This is a genomic window from Amphibacillus jilinensis Y1 (assembly GCF_000306965.1).
Lineage (GTDB): Bacteria > Bacillota > Bacilli > Bacillales > Amphibacillaceae > Amphibacillus_C > Amphibacillus_C jilinensis.
The window spans coordinates 263,316-287,187 of record NZ_JH976434.1; the positions used below are offsets into that span (position 1 = coordinate 263,316).

The following is a 23,872-nucleotide window of genomic DNA, read 5'->3' on the forward strand; positions in this document are numbered from 1 at the left end:
TTTATCACCCGCTTTTAGATTTTTTTAAGTAGTCACTTAATAACTTTTCAGCATCTTTTTGATCAACGTTATTCTGCTTGATTTGATTTTCCCGCTTTTGACGCTCTTCTTTTTGTTGTTTATACCAATCAGGGGTTTGCTCAACTTTGGTATTTGAGTAACTTTTTCTCTGCTTAAGTACCTGATCATTATAGCGACGAGCATCCTCTAACGTTTTAACGCCATATATTCGCCAATTATTAAACACAGCTTCAATAAATGAGATACCTTTTGCCTCTTTCTTGGCAGCTAATTTTAAGGCTGCCAACATAAGGTCCTTGCCCCACTCATCATAGAATTGACCAAGTAATTCATAATTGAATGGCGTTTCAGTAATAGCCTTTTGGAGGTTATCACGATAGAAATCAAGAATTTCTTTAAAATCAGGATCATTGAAATCACGACCACCACTATCTTTATTATTTATTAGTTCTTGTTGTTGTTCTTTATCTTCTTCTTTATCTTCATCTTTATCTTTATCTTGCCCACTTACCGTTGACGAATCGGTGCACGTATCGTCCAAAAGCCTGTCATCACTGACTTTTACATTTTCTTCATGTTGCGATACGTCAGTCGTATCGTTAATCGATTCGCTAGACGTATCGACAGACGCATCGTTATACGATACGTTGAACGAATCGTATATTGCTTTCAGTTTGGGATTCTCAATGTGTTTACTTACATAAGGAATCAAACTTAAATCTTGAACTTCTTCCAATTCGGACCTTACACAATCCTCTACTGGCTTACCGCCTTTTCTAAAGTTGTGTTTGCCCCAATTTATAATTGCTATCTCTCTTGATTCGTTACTATAAGCAATAATTTTATGGTGATTGATGAAGCGATCCATTATTGCATTGACACTCTCTATTGAATAACCAGTATCAAAAGCAATTTGCTTTTTAAGAATTCTGTAGATGCCGATCTGAGTTGTTTTTGGATTGGTTAACAAATACAGAAAAAAGTATTTGTCCTCTGGTGTAAATTCCTCTACTATCTTAGGATCGTTCCAGAAATCCAGTTGTACCATTCTAAATTTAGCCATATAGACCACCTTTTCTAATTTGTTGTATAATAGGTGCAGGATGATGTTGCAGCACCATCCTACGATTTGTTATAAAGGTCTCCATGCTCCTACCCACTTCTTTGCCTCGTTAAAGTCTACACGTTTAACGTCGCGATAACCTGGAGCATGGAACGCTCTTCTCATCTGACTATATATAGCCGAGTACAGCTGGCCTTTTGTTTCAAGCGCACCTGTGACTCCATCTTTCCACAATGTTTCAATCCGCTTCTTCACTGCGTGATTCAAAGAGACTGCTTGTCCATGGTTAAGTGTTAGTTCATCATCAAACTTCTTAGCCAGCTTATTAACTTGCCCCTCAACTTTATCTATCCGTTTATCAGATTCAATCGATAATTGCATAGCAGCTACTAACTGTTCACGTTCTGTTAATAGTTTAGGTTGTTTAAGTTCTTCTTCCATTTGATTAAAAGCTTTAATATACATTTCTTTGTATTCGGCTGATTTTTTTCCCGTATAGCCAAAAATCAAAAATGATAATCCGTCACGCTTGATCAAAAATTTCTTATACTTTCGATTTCCATCATCTAGATAATCGATCTCCACAAAATTGTGGAGATGAAATTCATCAGTACACTCCAAATTTCGTATGTCCCTCAAAACAGAATCGTGTCTTTTTTCAAATACTCTAGCAACCGTTACACTATCTGTAACGACTTGATCATTCTTTATAAAAACAAGTTCATTCAATTTCTTCACCTCTTTGTTGAATTTTTAAAAGGAGCTGATTAGTCTATCAACTCCTTATTTTGTTATGCAATAATATGAACAGTTCCCGCTTCAATTAGTTCAGCTAATTCTTTAGTTAAGTGATCTTTTATGTTATCCATCGCCTCCAGTTGCCAAGCTCCACCATCGGCTGCAAATAAAGCACATTCGCCACCATCTCGCATCCGCAAAACAAAATTGGATTCGGGTTGTTCGACTTCTGTGAAAGTACGGTACGGAGCAAGTAAAACAGGGTTAGGCACCTTAACGTCTGCGACAGTTGCTACACCAACCTTCGCTGATACAGATTGACTGACGCCATCATCACCAATTTGACGGACATTCTCTTCTCTAATATTGCCGACCACTTTCAATACAAGATCTCGATCATCTGTTTGTACAAAAGTTGATTGTAACTTAATGTTGAATGGTTCAGCTTCATAGTAACTATCAAAACGAAAAGTAGGTACAAATGCCTCAGCAACAAGCCATTTATTTCGTTCCGAATTGAAATTTGTTCTGGATAGAACCTCAACCGTTTCCGGATCTTTCACGTGGATAAGCACATCATCAAGCATGTCATAATTCTGTTTTAAGTAATCAATCAAACCCGATAAACTTTGCACACGAAGCGGATTTACAAGCGGTTCCTTGATTAGATGCATTGACCCTGTTGCGTATTCTTGTCCATTAACCTGTACAACTCTTTTATTGCCTAACTCTACTAAGTATTTAAGTGCATCTTTTATCATTATTTAGTTCCTCCTTGTTTTTGAAGATCAACAACGTTTTCCCCGCGATCATCCTTCAATTCTCCAGTCTCATAATCCAAATAAGTCTGCCCTTTCGCTCCACTTTTAAGTTCTGCTGCTGTTGCTTTGCCGTTTTCATCTTTATCCAAAATGAGCGATGACGACACGGCATTACGTGGTGCTACTGTTGACTTAACTTCGACCAAAACATTGGTAAGTTGCAACCTGTCATCCGCTTGTAGCGTTAGATTAATAGCAATCTTCCGCTTCTTAGTTGGATCAGTATTTGGATCTGCTATGTTGTCCAACACTTTCAATAGTTCATGATTAAACTGTTCAGCTAAAGCCCCATCAGCAAAATCATTTAAATCAACTATATTTCGCATTTCTCTTTTCCACCTTTCCTGATATAATGTTGCTAACATCTTTTCTCAGTGATTCGCAATTCAAGCGGATCACTTTTTTTGCGTTTCTCTTAAAAAACAGTTGATTGTACAGTAATGATCGGGACCATGTTGCCAAGCTATTTGACCTTTATAGATAAATGATTCACATTTAGGATCTGCACATATATCAACTAATTCTTTAACTTTCATCTCTCTCACCCCTCTGAATACCTTTTAAGTAGCTGAATTTTTTGATAGATTCTTAGATTCATCCAAAACTTTGGTTTAATGTTCAAAACGGTCCCTCCTTACTCCAGTGTTTATTTGAAAAGATGCCTCAAGATCACGTTTGATTTTTTTAGTTCGTAAAGCTTTTACAACCTCCACATGGTGTAATATGTTATAAGCAGCTAATTCAGCTTCTCTCATATCTTCAGCACTTCCAGACAATAGTTTGTCTATTGTCATGATTGATAAACTATGCATTGTATTAATTGATCGATTTAACATTTCAAAATCTTCACTGAGATAATTCTCATAGATTTCATTTGCCATTTATTGTTCACCTCTCTTTTCAGCTAGTACGTGAGCTTTATAGCCTAACCACATGGTTGTGGTAATCGTTAGGCATGATAATACGATTAGCGTTAGTAGGCCATGTCTAAGCAATTCCATTAATTCCACCTCGCATTACTAACTTGCTTGTACAATTCCATGACATCCGGATAAGCCTGTTTAAAAGCTTCGATACGTAAAACACCTATAAGTGGTATTTGATAAGCTCTTTCCATATCCGTCATTAATGCGACCAGACGGTAGCCTTTAATAGTACTGTTCTCACATTGAATAATTTCTTCATATCGCTCCTGGTGCTTGGTTAACATTTTATCTGTTGTTAATGTTGTCATTGTTTAGTGCCTCCTTCCAAAACAAGTCGTTTAAAGTACATCCAAATATTTTCGCAAGTCTAACCATTTCCGTTTGAGTGAAATCAGAAAGACCATTCTCTTTTCGGTAGTATGATTGCTTAGAAATCCCCAACTTTTCAGCTAGATCAACTTGCTTTAATTTTCTTTCTCGCCTTGCAACAAAAAGTGTTAAATTAGACATGTTGTCACCTCGTTTCTATATCCAAGATCACGCACAAATGCTTTAGATGATTCTGCGCTCTTGGACCATCTTTTTTTCCTCTTAGAACCTCGCCAAGATAGGCACTCGAAATACCGAGTTGCTCGGCTAAATCTTTTTGTTTTAAATTGCGTTTGAACATTTCTGATTTAATTAATGCCCGTGTGTCTAACGGCATGTTAATTACCTCCTTTGTTCCTCCATGATTTTCTAGTAAACTATTAATAGATAGGAGGTGATTTTTTGAAACTAGAATCTTTATCGATTAAATTACTAAAGTACATGGTCAAACAGTACATTGAAAAAGAACGTGATAGTTTTGCTCTTGAAGAATTTCAGAATCAAGCACCTGATTGCTCTGAATCTTTTATTAGTAAAGCTCTTGAATTACTTAAAACAGAAAATTATGTTTCTATTCTCAGAGCAGAAGGTGTTGCTCTGTTTACAGCACTTACTGCAGAAGGTATTAAATTTAGTCAGAGTAACACATTCTTAAAAAAGACTCACGAAACGATCAAGGAACTAAGATCGCTTATTTAACTACAATCCAATCGTCCGCCATCAGGTCCTCAGCATTAGGATTCCAACACTTTGCAGAGGACTTCTTATCGTCTTTAACAAACACCTCACACCCCGAACTACTGTTAGTGGGCTTAATCTTCAATTCTGTAAAGTAAGAAGGTCCGCTCGACCTAGTTATGAACTTATTTTCTTCTAAAGCTGTAGTTGTAGCTTGCTGAATATCCATCTCCTTCACCTCACTTCCATACATATTTTTCATAAAAAGCTATAAAGTTAGCTAAATGTTATTGACTACAACTAAAAAATACATTAGTATATACCCATAGCTAAATAAGACTACTTAAAGCCTGTAATTATGCATTTATCAGCTCCCCGGCGTCAAAAATTGCATTTAGATAGGTCGTATTTTTTATTGTCTTTTTCAGCTAACTAAATAGCTTATGTACACTTTACTAAAAAATATTTTAGTTGTCAATAGTTTTTGCTAATATATTATTTAGCTTGTGTGCAAATCGAAAGGAATCGTTGATATGTCAACACTTGAGCGTGTAAAAGGTTTATGTAAATCAAGAGGGATTTCTGTAGCAAGATTAGAGGACGAGCTAAACATCCCCAAGAATACTATTTATCAATGGAATCGTATCTCTCCTAGTCTCGACAAAATAAAAGCTATCGCAGACTATTTTCAAGTGAGTGTAGACTACCTACTAGGTCGTACCGATCAAAAGAACCTCGACGAACCTGAAACAATAGCAGCGCACATGGATGATGATCTTTCCGAAGAAGAATTGGAAGATATTAAAAAATACATCCAATTCATTAAATCTAGACGAAATTGAGGGAATTGAATGTTGTATGAAGATTTAATCTCGAAGTATTCGCATTTAACTATTGAAGAGGTTCCAGATCTACCACAAGGGTTAGGTGGCCTATATTTCGACAACGTTATTTTATTGGACAAGTATAGAAATACAAGAGAAAAATACTGCCTTCTCACGGAAGAGCTTGGACACTATCACACGTCCGCTGGTGATATTACAGATCAATCGAAATTGGTTAACAGAAAACAAGAAGTGCGTGCGCGCTCATGGGGATTTGAGAAGGCTATTCCACTTGAAAAAATCGTCCAAGCTTACAAAGCTCATGTAAAGAATAGGTTTGAACTAGCTGAATTTTTGGATGTAACTGAATCTTATCTTGAAGAAGCTTTAGAAAGATATATTCAGGTATATGGTATTTGTGTCAAATTTAAAAATTATGTAATCCGTTTTGATCCGTTAGGTGTAACTGAAATGTTTATATGATAGGAGGTGCTCACTGTGAAAATAGGTTATCGAAAGCCGAGTATAAAGAAGTCAGTCAAGGCAAGAACGACTGGAAGAGCCAAAAGAACGGTTAAGAAAGCTGTTGTACCTGGTTACGGTAAGAAAGGTATGGGCTGGGTTAAAGATCCCAAACGCGCAGCTTATAACAAAGTCTATAATAAAACAACCAGGTCTGTTTATAACAATAAAGGGTGTGGCTGTTTAATTTTCTTGATCGCTTCAGTAACTATGTTCACTGCATTTATGATACTGCTTTAAAATTTTTTAACCTCATGACAGAACAAATGTTCTAATATTTGAAAGGAGATATGTAGTTATGACAGTGTATAAAGATAAAAAGCGTGGTACCTATTATTACAGCGCGATTGTAGACTTACCCAATGGAGAACGAAAACGGTACATGAAAAGAGGTTTTAAAACTAAGAAAGAGGCTAAGAATGCCGAAATTGAATTTCTCTATAACTTTGAGGTCGAAGATGAAGAGAACCTGTCATTCGGTCAAATTGCTGATATGTACTTAAGTTGGTATAAGAAACGGAGAAAAGCATCCTCATACACGAAAATTGAGAGCATTGTCAGGGTTCACCTAATGCCACGCTTTGAGCATAAAAAAATAAAAGACATTATCAAAAGAGACATTGTAAGGTTCCACGATCACTTGCTAGATCATTTATCTGTTGTAAGTGCTAAGAAAGTTCATACTGTTTTATCGGCGGTGTTGAATTATGCCATTAGCTTGGAGTATTTAAGAGTAAATGTCGCTAGGGAAGTTGGAAACATTGATATTAAAGTCAGCAAGAACATTGATTTTTGGACGATAGATGAGTTTAAGGAGTTTATAGCTGTTGTTGATGACCTCATGTTTCAGACGTTTTTCATGGTGTTGTTTTATGGTGGTTTACGAAAAGGCGAGGCTTTAGCTTTAACTTGGAATGACATTGATTTTGACAATAATATAATCGACATAAATAAAACCGTATATCACGGTCGTATAACATCACCTAAAAACGAGTCATCTGTGCGCAAAATAAAAATGCCCCAACACACCATGAACTTACTTGGTGAATTGAAGCTACAATCTAAAATTAAAATGGATTATGTAGTTTTTGGTACGTTTAAAGATCACATTGCCCACACAACCATAGATAGGTATTTTCATCAATACATCGAACAAGTAGAAGTTAAACGTATTCGTATACACGATTTCAGACACTCTCACGCGTCTTATTTAATTAGTTTAGGCAATGACATCCAGATTGTCAGTAAGCGCCTAGGACATGCTAATACGTCCACCACATACGACATCTATAGTCATCTCTATCCAAATGCAGAAGATGATGCAATTGCACAAATGGAAGAAGATTTCAAACCTGCAAGCGTGGTGAAAATTAGTGATTATAAATAAAAAAATCCACACTCAAATAAGTGTTTTTCGTGAAAAGTGTATCACAAAGTGTATCACGAAAATATGAACCTTACTCCCCCAAGGGTTTTAGGCTTATTGGTGGAGACGGTGGGAGTCGAACCCACGTCCAGAGATATTGCCACTCAAGCTTCTACGTGTGTAGTTGATTTATTTATATTTCGCTATCTATTCAGCCAACCAACAGGCTTCCTAGTAGCTAGTCTGATTGTTCTCTTCTTGATTTCCTCAGACGGAGGAAATCAAGCGTATCCCGCTTAAGTTGAGACCCTAACCCTAGCACACGGGTGATGCTAAGAAGGATCCTTTAGAACTGCTTAGGCAGCTGCTAAAGAGAAATTATTTTCTTTGCCAGTTATTATTGGCGGTTAACGTTTTACGAGCCGTAACCTCGACACGCGACTTGAGCTCAATCTACCCCTGTCGAATCCGTAACGTCCCCATTAAATAGGAACAAAACGTTACAGGCTCAAGTAAAATGAGCGATAATAATTATTTAATTGTTTCGTTTTGCTACTCTATTATAACAAATCCCCACATTTATTCAAGTGGGGGTTATTGCATGTTTTCTTTCACGGCACGATCAATATCTCGTTTAGCTTGTTTTCTCTTCAGGTCCTCGCGTTTATCAAATTTCTTCTTCCCTTTACCAAGTCCGATTAATACTTTTGCCATACCGTTTTTTAAGTAAATCCTAAGGGGGACTAATGAATATCCGGCCTGTTGTGTCTCGCCAATTAATTTATTGATTTGCTTTTTATGCATAAGTAATTTACGCGTACGTGTCGGTTCATGATTATAACGATTACCTTGCTCATAAGGTGAAATATGCATGTTGTGTAAAAAGACTTCTCCACGTTCCACACGAGCAAAACTGTCTTTCATATTAACCCGACCCGCTCGGATCGATTTTATTTCCGTTCCTTGAAGTACGAGGCCAGCTTCAATGGTTTCTTCAATGAAAAAATCATGATTAGCTTTTTTGTTCTGTGCAATGACTTTTCCTGTTCCTTTTGGCATTGATTTTCCCCCTTCTTCGATCATGCATTCTTCATTTTAACAGGTTCGTTTATCAAACACAATGCTGAACGGGCGCTTTTATTGGACAAGTTTCTATCTGTTATGCGATGATAAGTGAAGATTTGTTATTATACCCTTAGCCATCCAAAAAATAGGCTTTTACTTTTTCACTAAAAGGAGTAGCATCACATGCAAATAAGAACGTTAACAGTAAATGATTTACCACAGTATAAAGCTATGCAAACCCATATTAAAGATGATTATATAATTGATATTTTTGAACGCCTCGTCACTCCGCCCAATCATGCACTATTCGGCTTGTTTAAAGACGATAGACTCATTTCCGTTGCCGGCTATAGCTTATTCCCCGGCGGATATGCTATGTTAGGTAGACTGAGGAGTGATCGACGCGAACACGGCAACGGTTATGCCACGACATTGTTAGTTGAGATCATTAATAGGCTTAAAGGTAATCAACACGTCGGTTGGCTCGGCGGTTACACTAATATAGATAATCAAGCAGCAAGACGAGTTTTAGCTAAATTACAATTTGAACCATTAAAAACATTTCATAGCTATCCACTAATAAATCGTCAACTGGTAAGCAGTAAACCTGGACGCATATGGAATGAAGTTTATCCTTTAAAAAGTAAACGAGCGATACTCGATCAACTTGCCGCTGATGGTGTGCTTGATGTTTACCCTTATGAATGTTACTATCCCTTACCCTTCCAACAAGCGTTATTACCAGATCAAAAACTTGATGCAACAAGGGTATTTCAAAATGAACAGCGCGATCGTTGGCTCTTTATTTCGAATGATTTTAAGAAAGAGCCGTATGCTCACGTTCGTTATTTTTGGGATGACTATTTTGACCAAGCTGGACTATTTGAAACCATAGACTATTACTTAAGTCAACAAGATGAACCGCGTAAGCCATGGTTTGATTTTTCTACCTATGCCAGTTCTCTGATCCCTAACCTTGATGCTTTTGAGGTCCAAGATGGATGGGTCTTATATGGAAAATCTATTTGATCTCTCACATCGATTCCATTAGAAAGTGCTTTTTATAGCTAGTTAGTATCCGAAGCCTTCAATCAGTGGATTTTTCGTTCTTCTCCCAGTGAATTTTAAAATTCGACAATTTTTTAGTGTGAAATGAGAACAAGCTATCTATATGTATATTACTAGCCTTCGTTTTTGCCATGTGAAAAACCACTTATTCTTAAATCATCATCGAATAAGTGGTTACACTGGGTTTTATTTTTTTCTTTTGGCTTTTGGCGGTTTAGCTTTTCCTTTTTTCTTCTCTTTCTTTTTCTTATCTTTCTTCGTTTTTTTGTCTTTTTTCGAACTGGCTTTATCTAGCTTTGGTTGATCTGCTGGACGACGACGAGCTTGTCTTTTCATCCCAACGATTTCAAAATCAATCGCTTGTTCTTCAAGGTTAACTGCAGCAACACGTATAGTGATCGCATCACCAATACGAAAGACATTGCCAGTTCGCTCACCAATCATTGCATAAGAGCGTTCATCAAAAGCATAATAGTCATCGGTTAAATCACTAACATGCACCAAACCCTCAACGGTATTCTCAAGCTCTACAAATAAGCCAAAGCCAGTAACTGAACTTATCACACCATCAAATTCTTCACCTATTTTATCTTGCATAAATTCAGCTTTTTTCAGGTCATCAGTTTCACGCTCTGCGTCAACGGCAACGCGTTCGCGCTCTGATGTGTGTTTAGCAATTGTACCAAGCTTATCTTTCCAATCATTTTGTGTCTTCTGATCTACTTTTCCCTCAATTAAATACGTCCGAATTAATCGGTGAACAATTAAATCTGGGTAGCGTCTAATCGGTGACGTGAAATGGGTATAAAATGATGTAGCAAGACCAAAATGACCCACACTATTCGGATCATATTTTGCTTGTTTCATTGAACGTAACATTAATTTTGAAATGATCATTTCTTCTTGTTCACCTTTAACTTGTTCGAGCACCTTTTGTAAGGCTTGTGGATGAATATCATTAGCCGTACCTTTAACATGATAGCCTAATTGCCCTACAAATTCGAAAAACTTCTGAAGCTTATCTTCATCTGGTTCTTCGTGAATACGGTGAATAAAAGGGAGTTCCATCCAATGAAAATGTTCTGCAATCGTTTCATTAGCCGCTAACATAAATTCTTCAATTAATCGTTCAGCGACTGAACGCGCTCTTAATACAACATCCTGAGCATGCCCTTTCTCATCAACAATGACCTTGGCTTCTTTAAAATCAAAATCAATTGCACCGCGCCCAAATCGTTTCGTTCGCAAAATTTCAGCTAACTTTTCCATATCTTCAAACATAGGTACAAGTTGCTGATACTGTTCCCGTAACGATTGATCTTGATCAACTAAAATTTGATTAACTTCTGTATAGGTCATACGAGCAGACGTGTTAATCACGCTTTGAAAGATATCATGATTAACGACCTCACCAGCTTGATTAATTTCCATTTCACAACCGATGGTTAAGCGATCCACCTGTGGATTGAGAGAGCAAATACCGTTTGATAAGCGATGTGGAATCATCGGGATGACGCGATCGACCAAATAAACACTTGTCCCACGTTCATAGGCTTCTTGATCAATTGCTGTACCTTGTTCAACATAATAAGAAACATCGGCAATATAAACACCTAATTTATAATGGCCGTTATCCAACTTCTCCACTATTACAGCATCATCTAAATCTTTTGCATCAGCACCATCAATGGTAACAATCTGTTTCGACCTTAAATCGCGTCGATTCTTTAATTCTTCAGGTTTAATCGTTTCAGGCACACGCTCAGCTTGTTCAAGCACTTGATCAGGAAAATCGACCGTTATCTCATGCTTATGGATAATTGAAATGATATCCATCCCTGGGTCACTTTTGTGTCCTAAAATCTCAACAACTTCACCTTCAGCAGACATTGTTCCTTCTGGGAACTTCGTTAACTTTGCAATCACTTTATGCCCTGTTACTGCACCTTTACTGTCAGCTTTTTTAATAAAAATATCATTAGGTATTCGTTTATCATCTGCAATAATAAACCCAAAGCTTCCTTTGTCTTCAAACGTTCCGATAATGCGTGTTGAATGGCGTTCAATAATGCGTTCAACCACACCTTCCACACGTTTATCACCGATTTGTTCTGTCTCAATTCTGACAAAGACCTGATCATTATTCATGGCACCGTTTAAATCATTTGGGTTAATATAAACATCTTTTTGGTCCTCATCATCTGGTAAGAGAAAAGCAAAACCTTTTTTGTGCATCTGAATTTTCCCTTTAACTAATCCAATCCGTTCAGGCAATGCATAACGATTTTTTCTTGTTAACAGCAGCTTGCCTTCATCCTCTAAAGCATTAAGCGATTTAATCAATGCTTTAAATTGATCTGCATCGGCAGTATCTAATTCCAAACCTTCTTGTATTTCTTCAACCTTCAAAGGCTTTTGAGCTTCTTCTATATAAGTAATAATGCGTTCTTTTATTAATTCCAATCTTACTTTCACCTTCTTTCATTTTCGTGTCTACTTTATTATGAGTTAGTCCCAGTTCAATGATTCTAAAAATTGATAAATATCTTCATGAACATCATCTCGCTTCGGTCCTAATGTAATCGCATGACCTGCATCTTCGTACCATTTTATAACTTTTTCGTCACATTCTACAGTTTCATAAATATGCGTTGCACTTTCAGTATTAATCATTTGGTCATCCTTTGCTTGAATCACCATAGTTGGGGTATAAATTTGATCGAGATGGCGATTAACCTCTTTAAAAAGCCCTGCCAATTCTTGAAATAGCGGCTTTGCATCTTGAACGAGTTGATCGACTTCTTTGACCACTTGATCTTCTCCCTTGCCTTCTACTTTCTTATATTGACTAGCATAATAACGAAAACCTTTAGTTAGTTGTTGTTCGTTATCAAAGAACATAGGCGAGCACATAGGTACAACACCAACTATCGGTTGAGAATAAGCAAGTTTTAAAGCTAATACCCCGCCCAAAGATAGGCCGACGACCGCAATTTTTTGATAACCTTGTGCTTTCAATTCATCATATGACGCCTTAACGTCTTCCCACCAAGTTTGTGCCCCACCTTTTAATAAATCTTCTGGCGTTTGACCATGTCCCCGATAAATAGGCCCAAGTGAAGTGTAGCCTTTTTTCTGCAAGTAGCGTCCCAGCATTCGAACATCTGCGCTATGACCAGTAAAGCCATGTAATAATAATACCGCTCTTTCCCCCTCTTTAAACATAAAAGGCTGTGGTGTTTGTATTTTCATTTTTGATATCGTCCTTTCTCTATTAACAAAAACATAAATAACTTAATGTTTAATCTTACCAAAATGATTGTCATTGTGCACTTGTTCTGTTTTCTTTATATAAACTGAAGCCCCAATCAATGGCCATTGATTAGTGTTTGATAGATCCGCTTAAATAAATGCATTCCATTCTCTATTTTGAGCCAATTGCTTTACGGACAGTTATTTTTGATAAATACAGAGTGGCTATCTAAGCTAATAGACATATCACTCCAATAAAAACCCCTCTCATTTTCTAATACAAATGAGAGGGTTACACTGAGTAACACTATAGTATATAAGCTACAACAAAAGTTAACACAAAAAACAAAACAGCAGCCACAATGGTAGCTCTTTGTAAAACAGCATCAATTCCTCTTGCTTTTTTCTTTCCAAATAATTGTTCTGCACCGCCTGAAATCGCCCCAGACAATCCTTCACTTTTCCCTGATTGCATTAAAACAAGTATAATTAAAGCTATTGACGTTATAACTAATAACGTAAGCGCAACACCATGCATAGTTGCGTACACCTCCTAAAGAACTTCGAACATTTTCGTTTATCTTCTGGACACTTAGCTTATACTATGTAAAAACAAAGTGGTAAACTTTGATAGCATAAAACCCAATCATATTTCCCCCGAAATTAGGAGATCGATCATTTAAAGTGCCGTTTCTTACAATGGGAGCTAATCCCCTTCAATGCTAGATTAAATTAATAATAGACACTAGTATTAATTTAGCATAAAATAGCAACAGCCTGCAAGTTAATTTTGTAATAAAGTAAAACGAATCTCATTATTGATTCATAAAGGGCATGAAGCAGCTATAAGGGTTTTAGTTAAAAGATTAATTTTGACTGTTTTTGACTGAATTTGATTGATTTTTATCAATGAGTGGCGTATGATTAAAGTAAGCGATTTATTTGGGATTAGAATAAAGGAGGTTGCGCATTGTTAACGGCCAAACGTCATGCCCTAATCATTGATTTACTTAAACAAAAACATCTCGTAACCATCCAAGAACTGGTAGATTTAACATCCGCTTCTGAATCAACCATTCGAAGAGACTTACGTGAATTAGAATCCCATCAACAATTAATTCGTGTTCATGGAGGCGCCACATCAAAACATTCTGCATTCCAAGAACTTACATATCCAGAAAAATCGATTTATCATGTAGATGCAAAAAAACAAATCGCCAAATTTGCGGCTTCTTTAATAGAAGATCACGATTGCATCTATCTTGATGCTGGAACAACCAACTATGAAATGATTTCACACTTAGCCAATCGTCAAATTACCGTTGTTACAAATGGCTTAACACACCTTGATGCCCTTAACCAATTTAATCTTAAATCCTATCTATTAGGTGGGGCTGTAAAACATACAACTCGAGCTCTTATCGGCGTCGGCGCACTAAAAGCACTCGAACATTATCATTTTGATAAAGTATTTATCGGTGCAAACGCCATTGATATAAACTTTGGTTATTCTACACCCGATCCCGAAGAAGCAGCCGTCAAACGTGCAGCAATAGCACAAGGTGAACTTAGCTTTGTGATAGCAGATCATTCAAAATTGAATGAGAGACGTTTTGCAAAGATTGTTGATCTTAATCAAGCGACATTAATTACTGATGCACTCACACAAAATCAACGCAAAAAATTTCAAGAAAAAACAACCATAAAGGTGGTGACAACATGATTTATACATGTACCATTAACCCATCAATCGACTACATCATTCATATCGATTCATTTCAGTATGGCAACTTAAATCGTGGAGAGCGAGCCGCCTATTATCCGGGGGGCAAAGGCATAAATGTTTCGCGTATCTTAAAAAGATTAGCAATTGATAATACAGCCCTTGGGTATATTGGAGGCTTTACCGGAGACTATATTAAAGAGGCTTTACATCAAGAAGGGATTAAAACGGATTTTATTACAATAGACGGTGTGACTCGGATTAATATGAAAATGAAGTCATCGAAAGAAACAGAGATCAACGGCCCTGGCCCGGACATTAGCCAACAGGAACTTGATCAGCTCTTTCATCAAGTTGAACAATTAACAGCTGGTGACACATTAGTCGTTGCTGGTAGTTTACCACATTCATTACCTGATGACCTTTATGTGAATTTGGCCTCAGTTTGCGCAAAAAAACAAGTTGATATGGTGGCAGATACGTCAAGTGGCTCATTAAAAGCTCTATTAGGTACACCTCTTTTTCTCGTGAAGCCTAACCATCATGAATTGGGGGAATTATTTAATACAACCATCACATCCACCCAAGATGCCATCTATTATGGGAAAAAAATATTAAATAACGGTGTTGAACATGTGCTCATTTCTATGGGGGGCGAAGGCGCAATTTACTTAAATAACAAGCAATGCTTAATTGCAAAGGCACCCAAAGGGGATGTCATCAACACTGTTGGTGCAGGTGATTCAACCGTAGCGGGCTTTCTAGCTGGTCTACAGCATTACGCTAATGACGAGCAAGCTTTTCGTTATGCTGTCGCTAGTGGAAGTGCAACGGCCTTTAGTGCTGACCTTGCTTTAAAAGCAGATGTTGACGCTCTTGTCGATCATGTTCAAATTACTGCACGATAAAACGAATATTAAATTAGCAACGTGCCCGTCCTTCACCCGCCACTTGGTCGGTGATGAAATCAATACATTAGCGCTTGTTACCTCCCGCCTAAAAAGGTGAGCTCTAGTCTCTGTTTTAAGGCGGGCGTTTTACAAAAGGTCGTCTGTGCTAAAAAATCACAGGCTACGAAATTTGACAGTAGACTTCATTTTAAATAGATGGTATTGTATGAAAAGCGTATACTAATGTAAGTGTAGTTATCTTTATATAGTAAAGGAAAAAAACTATACACAGTTTTACACTGTTTTTTGTATGTAATACTTGAAATATCACTACAAAACAAAGTAAAATTGAAGTTGTGGTATACTGAATAAAAGGATATTAATTATTTTATAGGAGGTTTTTTTCATGGCAGCTGAAAAAACAGTAACAATTACAGATTCAACAGGAGTACACGCACGTCCAGCAACAGTACTTGTTAACAAAGCAGGTAGCTTTGCCTCTGAGGTAACCGTAGAATACAACGGTAAATCAGTTAATTTAAAATCAATTATGGGTGTTATGTCTCTAGGTATCCCTAAAGATGCTGAAATTAAGCTTGTAGCTGAAGGTTCTGACGAGCAAGAAGCAATCGATGGTATCTACGGAGTCATTAAGCAAGAAGGATTAGGAGAGTAATTATCTATGTCAAAGCTAAAAGGGATTGCGGCGTCTAATGGTGTAGCTATTGCAAAAGCATACACTTTAGAAGCACCTGAACTTTCTTTTGAGACAAAGAAGGTCGGTGACGTTGCCAAAGAAACAGAACGTCTACAAGATGCTCTAGACGTTTCAAAGCAAGAGCTTGAAAAGATTAAAGAAAATGCTCGAGTATCACTTGGTGATGAACATGCTGAAATTTTTTCAGCACACCTGTTGGTTCTTAGTGATCCAGAGATGATCACACCAATCAAAGATAAAATTAAAAATGAAAATATTAATGCAGAGGCAGCGCTTGATGAAGTCGCTAACATGTTCATTAATATGTTTGAAAGCATGGATAACGCATATATGCGTGAACGTGCTGCAGATATTAAAGATGTTACCAAACGCGTGATGGCCCACTTACTTAAGGTGTCATTCCCTGATCCCGCTTTAATTGATGAAGAGGTTATCATTATTGCTGAAGATTTAACACCTTCAGATACCGCTCAATTAAACAAGCAATTTGTTAAAGGGTTTACAACAAATATCGGTGGACGAACTTCCCATTCTGCTATTATGGCTCGCTCTTTAGAAATCCCCGCTGTAGTTGGTACGAAAACCGTTACAGACGATGTTAAAGATGGCGATATCATTATTGTAGATGGTATTGATGGTGAAGTTGTCATTAATCCAACAGATGATGTGATTGAAACATATCGCAAAAAACAAGACGACTTTGCTAAGCAAAAAGAAGTTTGGGCACAATTAAAAGATGAGCCAACTGTATCGAAAGATGGAACACATGTTGAGCTTGTTGCAAATATTGGAACACCAAACGATGTGGAAGGTATTATCAATAATGGTGGTGAAGGTGTCGGCCTTTATCGTACTGAGTTCTTATACATGGGAAATAGTGATTTCCCTTCAGAAGATGATCAATTTGATGCTTATAAATCTGTGCTCGAGCAAATGGGGGACAAACCTGTTGTTGTTCGTACATTAGATATCGGTGGCGATAAAGAATTAAGCTATCTTGATCTACCAAAGGAAATGAACCCATTTTTAGGTTTTCGTGCGGTTCGTCTTTGCTTAGAGCGTGATGATATTTTCCGTACACAATTACGGGCGCTTTTACGTGCAAGTACTTATGGAAACTTAAAAATTATGTTTCCAATGATCGCGACATTAGATGAATTTCGTCAAGCAAAAGCATTATTACTTGAAGAAAAGGCTAATTTAAAAGGTGAAGGTATTGAGGTTTCTGATGATATCGAAATCGGTATCATGGTTGAAATTCCATCAACTGCGGTAATTGCTCGTCAATTTGCTAAAGAGGTTGACTTTTTTAGCATCGGTACAAATGACCTGATTCAGTATACAATGGCAGCAGACCGTATGAATGAACGCGTTTCATACTTATATCAACCTTATCACCCTGCTATCCTTAACTTAGTGAATAATGTTATTGAAGCCGCTCACGCTGAAGGCAAATGGGCAGGTATGTGTGGTGAGATGGCAGGCGATTCAATCGCTATTCCAATCTTGCTTGGACTTGGACTAGATGAATTTAGTATGAGTGCAACATCTATCTTGCCAGCACGTACACAAATCAAGGATTTATCTAAAGAAGAACTTGCTTCTTATAAAGATAAATTACTAGCTATGTCAACTGCTGATGAAGTAGAAGCGTTTATTCGTGAAAAAACAAATCAATAATTAAGATTTTTATCAAAGATGGTGTGTGATTTTATTCGCACCATCTCTTTTTTTAGGTTCTATAATATTTTACTGTTGGTTTGCATGGCGAAATATGGTAGCCTTAAGAATGATGAGAATTCAAAGAAATGTGGTCAGCAACAGACTGACTGGCGTTCTATAAGTAATGGAGGGGGATTGAAGATGCAAAAAAATAGAAATGAAGAGGACTTCAGCATCCGTTTCGCAGAAAAAGAAGATGTCTCTCTTATTTTATCCTTAATTAAGGAATTGGCGGAATACGAAGAGATGCTGACCGAAGTAACTGCCACTGAGGAAATATTAAAGGCAAATCTGTTTGAGAAAAAAACAGCTGAAGTGATCATTGGTGAATACCAAGGTGAACCTGTGGCATTTGCACTGTTTTATTCCAGCTTTTCAACGTTCTTGGGCAAACCGGGGCTCTACTTAGAGGATTTATATGTCAGACCCGATTATCGAGGAAGTGGGTTTGGACAGCAACTGATTACATACTTAGCTGATCTCACTTGTGAAAGAGGATATGAACGTCTGGAATGGGTATGCCTGGACTGGAACACATCTGCGATTCAGTTTTACAGAAAAATGGGAGCTACAGCTATGGATGACTGGACGACATACAGACTGCATGGAAGCGCACTTAAAAATCTTTCCAATCGTTTTTAGTTACCGAAAGCAAGTCCGCTGAAGGAGAAAGATTTTAAATAAAACGAACTTGCATTCAGTCGGCGGAGGCCTACAGGATGTAGGTCATTGCAGACGTTGCCACAGGACGTGGGGGTTTTAGTCTGTAAATCCCTCTTAAGGGCGTAGTAAGCTGGCCTGTAATCCTTTTTAAAGGTGTGGAAGATCATATTCACCCGCTGATTGTTAGTTGGCTAAATCAGGACACGAGTAGCGTCCGATATCCCCACCTAGAATAGATTTTCATCTGTGTTCTCTATTTTGAAGGGGTTTTACGGACGGTTATCTGTGATAAATAAAGGATCGGGCCTGCGAAATAAAGCGTGTCTCTTACCAATATCAAATATTATTTAGCCAATTCTTCTAAAGTCTGACAGAGCCAGGAAGGAATAAACATTAAAACCCCTTATCTATTGTGATTAAATCACAGATAAGGGGTTGCTTTTTGTCTACCATTCATTCAGAGCAAATCATAAATGATCAATTAGACTTTAACTTATTTATTTAAGTTATAGAACGCTGTTTTTCCAGCATATTTAGCTGTATCAACAAGCTCATCTTCGATACGTAGTAATTGATTATACTTCGCAACACGATCCGTACGTGAAGGTGCACCTGTTTTGATTTGGCCCGCATTTGTTGCAACTGCAATGTCAGCAATTGTTGCATCTTCTGTTTCACCTGAGCGGTGAGAGATAACTGCAGTGTAATTAGCTTTTTTAGCCATTTCAATTGCTTCGAAAGTTTCAGTCAATGTACCAATTTGGTTAACTTTGATTAGGATTGAGTTTCCAATACCTTTTTCGATACCTTCTGAAAGTTTTTCAGTGTTTGTAACGAATAAGTCGTCACCTACTAATTGAACTTTGTCACCTAGTTTGTCAGTTAAAAGTTTGAAACCATCCCAGTCATTTTCATCTAAACCATCTTCGATTGAGATGATTGGATATTTTTCAACCATTTCAGCATACCAGTCAACCATTTCAGCAGACGTACGAACAACGCCTTCACCTTTAAGGTTGTATTTACCGTCTTCGTAAATTTCTGAAGCTGCAACGTCCATAGCAAGTTTAACTTCTTCACCTGGCTTGTAACCAGCTGCTTCAATTGCTTCAATAATGGTAGATAGAGCTTCTTCATTTGAAGATAAGTTAGGTGCGAAACCACCTTCATCACCTACAGCAGTGTTGTAACCTTTTGAAGCCAAAACTTTTTTAAGGTTATGGAAGATTTCAGCTCCCATACGTAATGCTTCTTTGAATGTAGGCGCACCAGCTGGCATAACCATGAATTCTTGGATATCAACGTTATTATCAGCATGCTCTCCACCATTTAAGATGTTCATCATTGGTGTTGGAAGTGTCGTTGCATTGAATCCACCTAAATAAGTATATAATGGAGCACCTAAGTGATCTGCAGCGGCATGCGCAACAGCCATTGAAACACCTAAGATCGCGTTAGCACCTAATTTGGCCTTGTTTGGTGTACCATCTAACTCGATAAGTAATTTATCAATAACAACTTGGCGCGTTACATCAAAACCAAGTAGTTCTGGAGCAATGATTTCGTTAACGTTTTCTATTGCTTTTTCAACGCCTTTACCTAAATAACGGTCTTTGTCACCATCACGTAATTCAACAGCTTCATATTCCCCTGTTGATGCGCCACTTGGTACGAGTGCGCGACCAAAAGCACCTGATTCCGTATAAATTTCCACCTCAACTGTTGGGTTACCACGAGAGTCCATGACTTCGCGTGCGTATACATCTGTAATATATGGCATATTTTTCGTCTCCTTTTTATTAAACATTTTATTTAAACTAACTATTACTTAATTAAAGATTTACCAGTCATATCTGTCGGCTTCTCTACATCTAATAGATCAAGAAGGGTTGGGGCCAAATCACCTAGAATACCACCATCTCGAACGGATACCCCTTGTTCTGTAACAATAACAGGTACAGGATTCGTTGTATGTGCAGTCATTGGCTTTCCATCGAGCGAAACAACTTCATCTGAATTACCATGATCAGCGGTAATAATGGCTTTCCCGCCTTTTTCAATGATCTTATCCACGATCTTACCTAAACATTCATCAACGGCTTCAATCGCTTTAATTGTCGGCTCAAGCATACCTGAGTGCCCGACCATATCCGGGTTGGCAAAGTTTAAGATGATTGCATTTTGATTGCCTTCATCTAATTCTTTCAGAAGTGCATCTGTTACCTCATAAGCACTCATTTCAGGTTTTAAATCATAAGTTGCTACCTTAGGTGAATCAATTAAAATGCGTTTCTCACCATCAAATTCTTGCTCGCGCCCACCACTCATAAAGAAAGTGACATGTGGATATTTTTCCGTTTCAGCAATACGTAGTTGGTTTAACCCGTTGTTTGCTAGTACTTCACCAACTGTATTCGTTAACTTAGCTGGAGGATAAGCAATTTTACCAGACACCGTATCGCTATACTTCATTAAACAAACAAAATAAATATCTTTCGGTGCCATTTCACCACGATTGAATTCAGAGAAATCAGCATTAGCAAAAGCTTGAGATATTTGAATCGCACGATCTGGACGGAAGTTAAAGAAAATAATGGCATCTTCAGATGCAACTTTTCCTATTGGCTCCCCTCTACTATCAACCATAACGGTTGGTAACACGAATTCATCATAAATATCTTCGGCATAAGCCGCATCAACAACCGCTAATGGATCTGTTGCTTGTGGTCCTTTACCATAAACCATTGCATCATATGTTTTTTGAACACGATCCCAACGCTTATCACGATCCATCGCATAATAACGTCCAGAAATAGTAGCAAATTGACCGATACCTATCTGATCCATTTGTGCTTGTGCTTCTGTAATATATTGTTTTGCCGATTTTTGACCGACATCACGTCCATCTAAAAAGCCATGAACAAACACATTGGTAAGTCCTTTATCTTTAGCTAACTTTAGGACGGCATACATGTGTTCAATATGGCTGTGTACCCCACCATCAGATAATAATCCGAAAATGTGTAATGCTTTATTATTGTTTATCGCATGATCCACCGCATGAACTAATTGTTCGTTGGTAAAAAAGTCTCCCTCACGAATCGATAAGTTTACACGAGTTAAACTTTGATAAACAACTCGACCAGCACCAATATTTAAATGGCCAACTTCAGAATTACCCATTTGACCTTCTGGAAGACCAACAGCCTCACCAGAAGCGATCAATTGATTATGTGGATACTGTTTCCAATAACGATCAAAGTTTGGGGTATTTGCTAATTTAACTGCATTCCCTTTTTCTTCATCTCGTATTGCATAACCATCTAGGATAATAAGTGCAGCTAACTTATCATGACTCATTGTGCACCAGCCTCCACGAGTTTCAAGAATGAATCAGCTTCTAAACTAGCACCACCAACAAGTGCACCGTCAATATCTGACTGCGCAAGTAGCTCGTCGATATTTTCAGGTTTGACACTGCCACCATATTGAATACGGACAGCATCTGCTACCTCTGTAGAAACCACTTGTGCAACAGTTTGACGTACGTGTGTACATACTTCATTAGCTTGTTCAGAAGTTGCTGTTTTCCCTGTACCTATCGCCCAAATTGGCTCGTATGCAATAACAGCTTGTTTAACTTGCTCTTCTGTTAAACCAGACAATGCTTTTTTCACTTGATCTGCTACAAGTGTCATCGTTTGATTTGCTTCACGTTGCTCCAGTGTTTCACCAACACAAATAATTGGTGTCATTCCATGTTCAAATGCAGCATGCGCTTTTTTGTTTACTGTCTCATCTGTTTCAGCAAAGTATTCACGACGCTCCGAGTGACCCAAAACAACGTACTTAACACCAAGGTCCTTTAACATTACAGGACTTACTTCACCAGTAAATGCTCCACTTTCTTCAAAGTGCATATTTTGTGCCGCAATGGCAAGATCAGTACCTTTTGCTTTGCTAACGAGTGCTTGTAAATACGGAAAAGGTGCACAAACGATCGAATCAACCTTGTCTTGTGCCGGCACTTTGTCTTTCGCATCAGCTACAAAGGCCTCAGCATCTGCTAATACTTTATTCATTTTCCAGTTTCCTGCAATAATTGGTTTACGCATAATCTGCTCCCTTTCATGTCTCGTTTATTAAAAATATTAGACGTCTTAGTTAAGAACGCATAAATATTTTAATTAAAACATACAAATTCATTCATGTTTTGGGGATTATTTGTTACTAATCGCTGCTAGTCCAGGTAACTCTTTACCTTCTAAATATTCTAATGATGCCCCACCACCAGTAGAAATATGTGAGAATTTTTCCGCAAAACCTAGTTGCATTGCAGCAGCAGCTGAGTCTCCACCACCAATAATCGTTGTTGCATCATCTAAATTAGCAATGGATTCACAAACACCGATTGTTCCTTTGGCGAAATTAGACATTTCAAACACACCCATAGGCCCGTTCCAAACGACTGTTTTTGCACCTGTTAATTCCTGTTCAAATTGCTTTATCGATTCTGGACCAATGTCTAATCCCATTTGGTCTGCTGGAATTTCATCTACTGAAACAGCTTTAATGTCACCGTCATTAGAGAATTCTTTATTAATCATTGCATCTACAGGTAAAACAATCTTCCCGCCTGCTCGCTCTAATAACGTTTTGGCTAAATCTACTTTGTCAGCTTCAAGTAGTGATGTTCCAATTTCTTTTCCTTGTGCTTTGAAGAAAGTATAAGACATACCTCCACCAATAATTACCTTATCAGCTTTTTCAAGGAGATTTTCAATAACACCGATTTTATCACTTACTTTAGCCCCACCCAATATAGCTACAAATGGGCGTGTAGGATTATCAACTGATTCTCCAATGAATCTAATTTCTTTCTCCATGAGAAAACCTGCAGCTGATTCTAAATTAGACGCTATTCCAACATTAGAAGCATGTGAGCGGTGAGCTGTACCGAAAGCATCGTTAACAAACAAGTCACCTAAGCTTGCCCAGTACTTCCCTAATTCAGGATCATTTTTGCTTTCTTTTTTACCGTCGATGTCTTCAAAACGCGTGTTTTCAAACATTAAAACATCGCCATTGGCTAAAGTGTCAATCGCGCTTTCAAGTTTTGCTCCTCTTGTTTCACTAACAAATGTCACATCTTGAGCTAATAATTCACCTAAACGATCGGCAACAGGTTTTAATGATTTGCCTTCTTTATCAGCTTCTTCAGCCACACGGCCTAAGTGTGAGAAAAGAATAACTTTAGCCCCTTCAGAAATTAAATGCTTAATGGTTGGAAGGGCTTGAACAATACGATCGTCATTGGTAATATTTCCATCTTTCATCGGCACATTAAAGTCTGCACGCACAAGTACTTTTTTGCCTGTTACATCTAAATCAGTTACAACTTTTTTCGCCATTTCATAATCCTCCATTAGATAAATTTAAAAAC

Annotated in this window: 29 protein-coding genes and 1 other RNA gene; 11 read left to right on the forward strand and 19 right to left on the reverse strand. The window is 37.7% G+C overall.

Features of this window, described 5'->3' with window-relative positions:
* Positions 1-4: 4 nt before the first annotated feature.
* From B494_RS20070 to B494_RS0101880, 9 genes are all read right to left on the reverse strand, one after another.
* Complete coding sequence (locus tag B494_RS20070) at positions 5-1,084, reverse strand: DnaD domain protein (RefSeq protein ID WP_017470653.1); 1,080 nt, start codon at positions 1,082-1,084, stop codon at positions 5-7.
* A 69-nt stretch (positions 1,085-1,153) separates the two neighbouring features.
* Complete coding sequence (locus tag B494_RS0101835; RefSeq protein ID WP_017470654.1) at positions 1,154-1,813, reverse strand: Rha family transcriptional regulator; 660 nt, start codon at positions 1,811-1,813, stop codon at positions 1,154-1,156.
* 62 nt (positions 1,814-1,875) lie between these two features.
* Positions 1,876-2,583: a hypothetical protein gene (locus B494_RS0101840; protein ID WP_017470655.1), complete on the reverse strand. Its 708-nt coding sequence runs from the start codon at positions 2,581-2,583 to the stop codon at positions 1,876-1,878.
* Positions 2,583-2,969 (reverse strand): hypothetical protein, encoded by a 387-nt coding sequence (locus B494_RS0101845; RefSeq protein ID WP_017470656.1) that lies wholly within the window; start codon positions 2,967-2,969, stop codon positions 2,583-2,585. The genes B494_RS0101840 and B494_RS0101845 overlap by 1 nt, the downstream gene beginning before the upstream one ends.
* Positions 2,970-3,038: 69 nt before the next feature.
* The gene (locus B494_RS20920; RefSeq protein WP_017470657.1) at positions 3,039-3,179 is read right to left on the reverse strand and encodes a hypothetical protein; all 141 of its coding nucleotides are present in this window, start codon (positions 3,177-3,179) and stop codon (positions 3,039-3,041) included.
* Between the two features lie 75 nt (positions 3,180-3,254).
* Positions 3,255-3,524: a hypothetical protein gene (locus tag B494_RS0101860; protein WP_017470658.1), complete on the reverse strand. Its 270-nt coding sequence runs from the start codon at positions 3,522-3,524 to the stop codon at positions 3,255-3,257.
* A gap of 119 nt (positions 3,525-3,643) precedes the next feature.
* Positions 3,644-3,877 (reverse strand): hypothetical protein, encoded by a 234-nt coding sequence (locus B494_RS0101870; RefSeq protein ID WP_017470660.1) that lies wholly within the window; start codon positions 3,875-3,877, stop codon positions 3,644-3,646.
* Entirely contained in the window at positions 3,855-4,079 is a 225-nt protein-coding gene (locus tag B494_RS0101875) for a helix-turn-helix transcriptional regulator (protein WP_017470661.1), read from the reverse strand. The genes B494_RS0101870 and B494_RS0101875 overlap by 23 nt, the downstream gene beginning before the upstream one ends.
* A 4-nt stretch (positions 4,080-4,083) precedes the next feature.
* Positions 4,084-4,275, reverse strand: coding sequence for a helix-turn-helix domain-containing protein (locus B494_RS0101880; protein WP_017470662.1), 192 nt, complete (start codon positions 4,273-4,275; stop codon positions 4,084-4,086).
* 65 nt (positions 4,276-4,340) lie between these two features.
* On the opposite strand from B494_RS0101880, the gene B494_RS0101885 reads away from it, so the two are divergent.
* Complete coding sequence (locus B494_RS0101885; RefSeq protein WP_017470663.1) at positions 4,341-4,637, forward strand: hypothetical protein; 297 nt, start codon at positions 4,341-4,343, stop codon at positions 4,635-4,637.
* Here B494_RS0101885 and B494_RS0101890 read toward each other — a convergent pair.
* Positions 4,630-4,845 (reverse strand): Thoeris anti-defense Tad2 family protein, encoded by a 216-nt coding sequence (locus B494_RS0101890; RefSeq protein WP_017470664.1) that lies wholly within the window; start codon positions 4,843-4,845, stop codon positions 4,630-4,632. The two genes, B494_RS0101885 and B494_RS0101890, sit on opposite strands and share 8 nt — an antisense overlap.
* Before the next feature lie 304 nt (positions 4,846-5,149).
* On the opposite strand from B494_RS0101890, the gene B494_RS0101895 reads away from it, so the two are divergent.
* From B494_RS0101895 to B494_RS0101910, 4 genes are read left to right on the forward strand one after another with little or no spacing between them, the layout of a single operon-like run.
* Positions 5,150-5,458 carry a helix-turn-helix domain-containing protein gene (locus B494_RS0101895; protein WP_017470665.1) on the forward strand — a complete coding sequence of 103 codons (309 nt, stop codon included), beginning with the start codon at positions 5,150-5,152 and terminating at the stop codon, positions 5,456-5,458.
* A 9-nt stretch (positions 5,459-5,467) separates the two neighbouring features.
* Positions 5,468-5,923 (forward strand): ImmA/IrrE family metallo-endopeptidase, encoded by a 456-nt coding sequence (locus tag B494_RS0101900; RefSeq protein WP_017470666.1) that lies wholly within the window; start codon positions 5,468-5,470, stop codon positions 5,921-5,923.
* A gap of 15 nt (positions 5,924-5,938) precedes the next feature.
* Positions 5,939-6,202: a hypothetical protein gene (locus tag B494_RS0101905; protein WP_017470667.1), complete on the forward strand. Its 264-nt coding sequence runs from the start codon at positions 5,939-5,941 to the stop codon at positions 6,200-6,202.
* A gap of 58 nt (positions 6,203-6,260) precedes the next feature.
* Positions 6,261-7,349: a site-specific integrase gene (locus tag B494_RS0101910; RefSeq protein WP_017470668.1), complete on the forward strand. Its 1,089-nt coding sequence runs from the start codon at positions 6,261-6,263 to the stop codon at positions 7,347-7,349.
* Positions 7,350-7,446: 97 nt separating this feature from the next.
* Here the strand turns inward: B494_RS0101910 and ssrA are convergent.
* Positions 7,447-7,809: a transfer-messenger RNA gene (gene ssrA / locus B494_RS20365) on the reverse strand.
* A 113-nt stretch (positions 7,810-7,922) separates the two neighbouring features.
* The gene (smpB, locus tag B494_RS0101915; protein WP_017470669.1) at positions 7,923-8,387 is read right to left on the reverse strand and encodes an SsrA-binding protein SmpB; all 465 of its coding nucleotides are present in this window, start codon (positions 8,385-8,387) and stop codon (positions 7,923-7,925) included.
* Positions 8,388-8,576: 189 nt separating this feature from the next.
* Between smpB and B494_RS0101920 the strand changes: the two genes are divergently transcribed.
* Positions 8,577-9,422, forward strand: coding sequence for a GNAT family N-acetyltransferase (locus B494_RS0101920; RefSeq protein WP_017470670.1), 846 nt, complete (start codon positions 8,577-8,579; stop codon positions 9,420-9,422).
* 225 nt (positions 9,423-9,647) lie between these two features.
* On the opposite strand, the gene rnr is transcribed toward B494_RS0101920, so the two are convergent.
* From rnr to secG, 3 genes are all read right to left on the reverse strand, one after another.
* Positions 9,648-11,924, reverse strand: coding sequence for a ribonuclease R (rnr, locus tag B494_RS0101925; protein ID WP_017470671.1), 2,277 nt, complete (start codon positions 11,922-11,924; stop codon positions 9,648-9,650).
* 45 nt (positions 11,925-11,969) lie between these two features.
* Positions 11,970-12,713, reverse strand: coding sequence for an alpha/beta hydrolase (locus tag B494_RS0101930; protein WP_017470672.1), 744 nt, complete (start codon positions 12,711-12,713; stop codon positions 11,970-11,972).
* A 307-nt stretch (positions 12,714-13,020) separates the two neighbouring features.
* Positions 13,021-13,251 (reverse strand): preprotein translocase subunit SecG, encoded by a 231-nt coding sequence (gene secG, locus B494_RS0101935; RefSeq protein ID WP_017470673.1) that lies wholly within the window; start codon positions 13,249-13,251, stop codon positions 13,021-13,023.
* Between the two features lie 432 nt (positions 13,252-13,683).
* On the opposite strand from secG, the gene B494_RS0101940 reads away from it, so the two are divergent.
* The 5 genes from B494_RS0101940 (at position 13,684) to B494_RS0101960 (ending at position 18,408) form a co-directional block, all read left to right on the forward strand.
* Positions 13,684-14,436: a DeoR/GlpR family DNA-binding transcription regulator gene (locus B494_RS0101940; protein WP_017470674.1), complete on the forward strand. Its 753-nt coding sequence runs from the start codon at positions 13,684-13,686 to the stop codon at positions 14,434-14,436.
* Positions 14,433-15,344, forward strand: a complete 912-nt coding sequence (pfkB, locus tag B494_RS0101945; protein WP_017470675.1) for a 1-phosphofructokinase — start codon at positions 14,433-14,435, stop codon at positions 15,342-15,344. Before B494_RS0101940 ends, pfkB begins: the two co-directional genes overlap by 4 nt.
* A gap of 388 nt (positions 15,345-15,732) precedes the next feature.
* Complete coding sequence (locus B494_RS0101950) at positions 15,733-16,002, forward strand: phosphocarrier protein HPr (protein ID WP_017470676.1); 270 nt, start codon at positions 15,733-15,735, stop codon at positions 16,000-16,002.
* Between the two features lie 6 nt (positions 16,003-16,008).
* The gene (gene ptsP / locus B494_RS0101955; RefSeq protein ID WP_017470677.1) at positions 16,009-17,724 is read left to right on the forward strand and encodes a phosphoenolpyruvate--protein phosphotransferase; all 1,716 of its coding nucleotides are present in this window, start codon (positions 16,009-16,011) and stop codon (positions 17,722-17,724) included.
* Between the two features lie 183 nt (positions 17,725-17,907).
* Positions 17,908-18,408 carry a GNAT family N-acetyltransferase gene (locus tag B494_RS0101960; protein WP_017470678.1) on the forward strand — a complete coding sequence of 167 codons (501 nt, stop codon included), beginning with the start codon at positions 17,908-17,910 and terminating at the stop codon, positions 18,406-18,408.
* A gap of 514 nt (positions 18,409-18,922) precedes the next feature.
* Here B494_RS0101960 and eno read toward each other — a convergent pair.
* The 4 genes from eno to B494_RS0101980 all read right to left on the reverse strand — a co-directional run bounded on the left by eno (position 18,923) and on the right by B494_RS0101980 (position 23,840).
* The gene (eno, locus tag B494_RS0101965) at positions 18,923-20,209 is read right to left on the reverse strand and encodes a phosphopyruvate hydratase (protein WP_017470679.1); all 1,287 of its coding nucleotides are present in this window, start codon (positions 20,207-20,209) and stop codon (positions 18,923-18,925) included.
* Between the two features lie 44 nt (positions 20,210-20,253).
* Positions 20,254-21,789 (reverse strand): 2,3-bisphosphoglycerate-independent phosphoglycerate mutase, encoded by a 1,536-nt coding sequence (gpmI, locus tag B494_RS0101970; RefSeq protein WP_017470680.1) that lies wholly within the window; start codon positions 21,787-21,789, stop codon positions 20,254-20,256.
* Positions 21,786-22,544 carry a triose-phosphate isomerase gene (tpiA, locus tag B494_RS0101975; protein ID WP_017470681.1) on the reverse strand — a complete coding sequence of 253 codons (759 nt, stop codon included), beginning with the start codon at positions 22,542-22,544 and terminating at the stop codon, positions 21,786-21,788. Before tpiA ends, gpmI begins: the two co-directional genes overlap by 4 nt.
* A gap of 105 nt (positions 22,545-22,649) precedes the next feature.
* Positions 22,650-23,840: a phosphoglycerate kinase gene (locus tag B494_RS0101980; protein ID WP_017470682.1), complete on the reverse strand. Its 1,191-nt coding sequence runs from the start codon at positions 23,838-23,840 to the stop codon at positions 22,650-22,652.
* Positions 23,841-23,872 lie beyond the last annotated feature (32 nt).